Source organism: Synechococcus sp. R6-7 (assembly GCF_047461695.1).
Taxonomy (GTDB): Bacteria; Cyanobacteriota; Cyanobacteriia; order Thermostichales; family Thermostichaceae; genus Thermostichus.
Genome location: NZ_JANSHS010000407.1, coordinates 1 through 3,573 on the forward strand (window position 1 = coordinate 1; position 3,573 = coordinate 3,573).

General features: G+C 59.7%; 4 protein-coding genes. 2 read left to right on the forward strand and 2 right to left on the reverse strand.

What is annotated here, in order from left to right:
• Nucleotides 1–206 precede the first annotated feature (206 nt).
• Complete coding sequence (locus NW815_RS11690; RefSeq protein WP_414416039.1) at nt 207–2,711, forward strand: GAF domain-containing protein; 2,505 nt, start codon at nt 207–209, stop codon at nt 2,709–2,711.
• 4 nt (nt 2,712–2,715) lie between these two features.
• Entirely contained in the window at nt 2,716–3,087 is a 372-nt protein-coding gene (locus tag NW815_RS11695) for a DUF309 domain-containing protein (RefSeq protein ID WP_414357508.1), read from the forward strand.
• Nucleotides 3,088–3,110: 23 nt separating this feature from the next.
• On the opposite strand, the gene NW815_RS11700 is transcribed toward NW815_RS11695, so the two are convergent.
• Together NW815_RS11700 and NW815_RS11705 are read right to left on the reverse strand one after the other, a co-directional pair.
• On the reverse strand, nt 3,111–3,272 hold the full coding sequence (locus NW815_RS11700) for a hypothetical protein (RefSeq protein ID WP_011434030.1): 162 nt from the start codon (nt 3,270–3,272) through the stop codon (nt 3,111–3,113).
• Between the two features lie 91 nt (nt 3,273–3,363).
• Nucleotides 3,364–3,453, reverse strand: a complete 90-nt coding sequence (locus NW815_RS11705) for a cytochrome b6-f complex subunit PetN (RefSeq protein ID WP_244349857.1) — start codon at nt 3,451–3,453, stop codon at nt 3,364–3,366.
• Nucleotides 3,454–3,573: the final 120 nt, after the last annotated feature.

A 3,573-nucleotide genomic window follows, 5' to 3' on the forward strand; every position in this document is an offset into this window, starting at 1 on the left:
GCTTAGCGGTCGGAGCCGGGTAGTTTACGCGATTCCAACCCGGGAAACCCTGAGTTACCATTTTTAACTTTTTCTTTAACTTTTCTTTTCAACTCCGACTGCTCTTCTCAAAGGCATCCTATGCTGGAAAAAAGGAATGTATTTCTAGATATTTTTCTAGTTTCTAGATGCTCTCCGCTAATTCCAGGGGCTAGGGGCTTGCAACTATGGATACCAAAACGCGGGCTGCCGAAGCTCGACCCAGCCGAGATGCCCTCATCAACCGCATCACCCACCAGATTCGGCAATCCCTGGAGCTGGATCAGATCCTGAGGGCGACGGTGGAGGAGGTGCGCGCCTTTTTGGGTACGGATCGGGTGAAGGTGTACCGCTTCGACCCGGAAGGGCATGGGACGGTGGTGGCGGAAGCACGAGGCGGGGAGCGGCTGCCCTCGCTCTTGGGGCTGACTTTTCCGGCAGGGGACATTCCCGAGGAGGCGCGGCGGTTGTTTCGCCTAGCTCAGGTGCGGGTGATTGTGGATGTGGAGGCGCAGAGCCGTTCCATCAGCCAGCCGGAGTCTTGGGGGTTGTCTGCTAGGGTTCCTCTGGGCGAGCCGCTGCAGCGGCCCGTGGATCCCTGCCATGTTCACTATTTGAAATCCATGGGGGTGGCCTCTTCCTTGGTGGTTCCCCTGATGCATCACCAGGAGCTATGGGGGCTGTTGGTCTCCCATCATGCTGAGCCTCGTCCCTACTCCCAAGAAGAGCTGCAGGTGGTGCAGTTGCTGGCGGATCAAGTTTCCATTGCCATTGCTCAGGCGGAATTGCTGGAGCAGGCGCGGCAGAAGGCGCAGCAGGAACGCCTCATCAACCAAATTGCTGCTCTAGTTTACTCGCCCCTGCACCCGGAGACGACCTTGACCACGGTGCTGGAGCAGCTTGCTGCCGGTTTGCAGGGGATCGGGGCACGGCTGCGGATCCACTTTATGGGCTCAGATACCCTCTGTTGTCATGGCGTGCAACCCCCGGCCAGCTACGACACCTGGCTACAGGAGCAGCTCGGAAGGGCCGGAGGAGCGGGGGGCTGGGTCAAGATGTGGTCGCTCTCCCACTTGGAGAAATGGCCGGAGCTGCAAGAGCAGATGAAGCAGACGCCCATTCGTGGCCTGCTGATGGTACAGCTTGTCTGGAATGACCAGCCCGTGGGCTGGCTGAGCGTGTTTCGCGCGGCCATCTGCCAAGAAACCCACTGGGCGGGTTACCGTTGGTTTGCTCAGGGGGATCCCAGACAAGAACTGCCTTTGATCTCTTTTGCTGCCTGGCGGGAGCTGAAAATTGACGAGCCTAAGGCTTGGTCAGCTGCAGAGCAAGAGCTGATGAGTCGGGTCGGGGTACATTTGGCCCTGTCCATTACGCAAAATCAGCTCTACCGGCAGTTGCAAACCCTCAACGCCCGTCTGGAGCAGGAGGTGCAGGAGCGGACGGCGGCCCTGCAGCGATCTCTGGCTATGGATGCCCTCTTGCAGCGGGTCACCGACCAGGTGCGCAGCAGTTTGGAGGAAGCCCAGATCCTGCGGGCAGTGGTGCAAGAATTGGCTCTGGGGCTGTCCATCCAAGGGTGCGATCTCTGTCTCTACGATTGGGCAGCCGGCCAAGCCACGGTGCGCTACGAATACACCTCTGCCCTACCGCCCGTCGGCGGGATCACCCTGACCTTGGCCGACTACCCCGATCTTTACCGGCACCTGCAAGGGGGTCAAGCGGTGCAATTCTGCCACTTGCCTGGGCAGGGCTGGATCCCCCGTCGGGAAGGGCTGACCCTGCTGGTGTGCCCGCTGCGGGATGACCAAGGGGTGCTGGGGGATCTCTGGCTGGCGAAGCCGGCAGCCGAGTGCTTTGATGAACTGGAGGTGCAGGTGGTGCAGCAGGTGGCGGATCACTGCGCCATTGCCATCCGCCAGGCCCGCCTCTACCAGGCTTCTGTGCAGCAAATTGGTGAGCTGGAGCGCCTCAACCGCCTCAAAGATGATTTTTTGAGCACCGTCTCCCACGAGCTGCGCACCCCCATCACCAACATGAGGATGGCCATCCAACTGCTGAAAACCGCCCGCGCCCCCCAAAAACGAGAGCAATATCTCAAGATTTTGGAGCAGGAGTGTGAGCGGGAGGCGGAATTGGTCAACGATCTCTTGGATCTGCAGCGGTTGGAGCAGGGATCCAAAACGCTCCATCTGGAAGAAGTGCCGCTGGCAACCTGGCTGCCCAGCGTGCTGGAGCCGTTTCTACAGCGGGCCCAGGCCAACCAGCAACGGTTGCAGTGGCAGATTGCGCCAAATGTGGGCAAGGTGCTCACCGATCGGGGCGGCCTGGAGCGGGTGGTGCAGGAGCTGGTCAACAACGCCTGCAAGTATACTCCCCCAAGGTGCAACATCTGGGTAACAGCGCAGCGCTCTGGCCCGCAGCAGGTGGAAATTCGGGTGATCAACGAGGGAGTAGAAATTCCCCACAGCGAGTGGGAGCGCATCTTCGAGAAGTTCTACCGCATCCCCAGCGGGGATCCCTGGAAGCGGGGCGGCACCGGCCTGGGCCTGGCTTTGGTCAAGCAGTGGATGCAGCGGTTGGGGGGCAGCGTCTCGGTGGAGAGTTCTCAAGGCAAAACCTGCTTTACCCTGGTGTTGCCGCAGGGATCCCTGCCTGTGCAGACCTCACCCCTAGCCCACAACTGTGCCTAGCCACATGAGCAATGCCCACTCAGAAGCGTTGCGTTTGGCCGCCGAGCAGTTTAACCGGGGGGAATTTTACGCCTGCCACGACACCCTAGAGGCCCTGTGGATGGAGGCAGTGGATCCAGAGCGGCGCTTCTACCAGGGGCTTTTGCAAACCGCCGTGGCCTACTATCACCTGCAAAACGGCAACCGCCGCGGCTGCATGATCCTGCTGGGGGAGGCCAACCGCAAGCTGGCGGACTTTCTGCCCACCTACGCTGGATGGGATGTGCAAGCCCTGTGGCAGGCTAACCAGGGCATCCTGCGGCATCTTTCTCAACTGCAACCCCAGGATCCCTTGCCTTATCTAGCCGTCCCCACCCTGAGTTGGGTTGAAGACTGACCTGAGCAGGCCCAACAGCGGCGCTAGCGCTTGGAGCGACGGGCTTTGCGCTCAACTTCGTTGCGTCGCCGCCGATCCCGCCAGTCGATGAAGGTAATGTAGCCAACGCCCAGGGTTACGGCTGTCAACAGCAAAAAGATGCTTCCGTAGGCGATGCGGGCGACCAAGGGAAGATCGGTTTCCATGGTGTGAGCGGGGGTAACCCCGTCAATATCGGCGGCAGGAACAACAAGATGAATGCAAGATGGATGTGAGGCTCAATCCAGGCATGACAAATTACATGCCGTTGCGCCCCCAGACCACCAGAGCAATGGAAAGAACGAAGAAGGTGGGGACGGCAATCCAGCCAAGGGTGATGATGTCCATAGGTCTAGCCCAGCTAAAGAGGGGTTATCTCGAGGTGATCCCATTTTACGAGAGGAGATCCCTTGTCAACGGACATCTACGAACACCTGTTTTCAGCTAGAAATCGCAGGAGCCCCGCAC

What these genes read in the sequence shown, in the direction of transcription:
- NW815_RS11700 (WP_011434030.1), bottom strand. Translation starts at nt 3,272, where the DNA reads ATGGAAACCGATCTTCCCTTGGTCGCCCGCATCGCCTACGGAAGCATC.
- NW815_RS11690 (WP_414416039.1), top strand. Translation starts at nt 207, where the DNA reads ATGGATACCAAAACGCGGGCTGCCGAAGCTCGACCCAGCCGAGATGCC.
- NW815_RS11705 (WP_244349857.1), bottom strand. Translation starts at nt 3,453, where the DNA reads ATGGACATCATCACCCTTGGCTGGATTGCCGTCCCCACCTTCTTCGTT.
- NW815_RS11695 (WP_414357508.1), top strand. Translation starts at nt 2,716, where the DNA reads ATGAGCAATGCCCACTCAGAAGCGTTGCGTTTGGCCGCCGAGCAGTTT.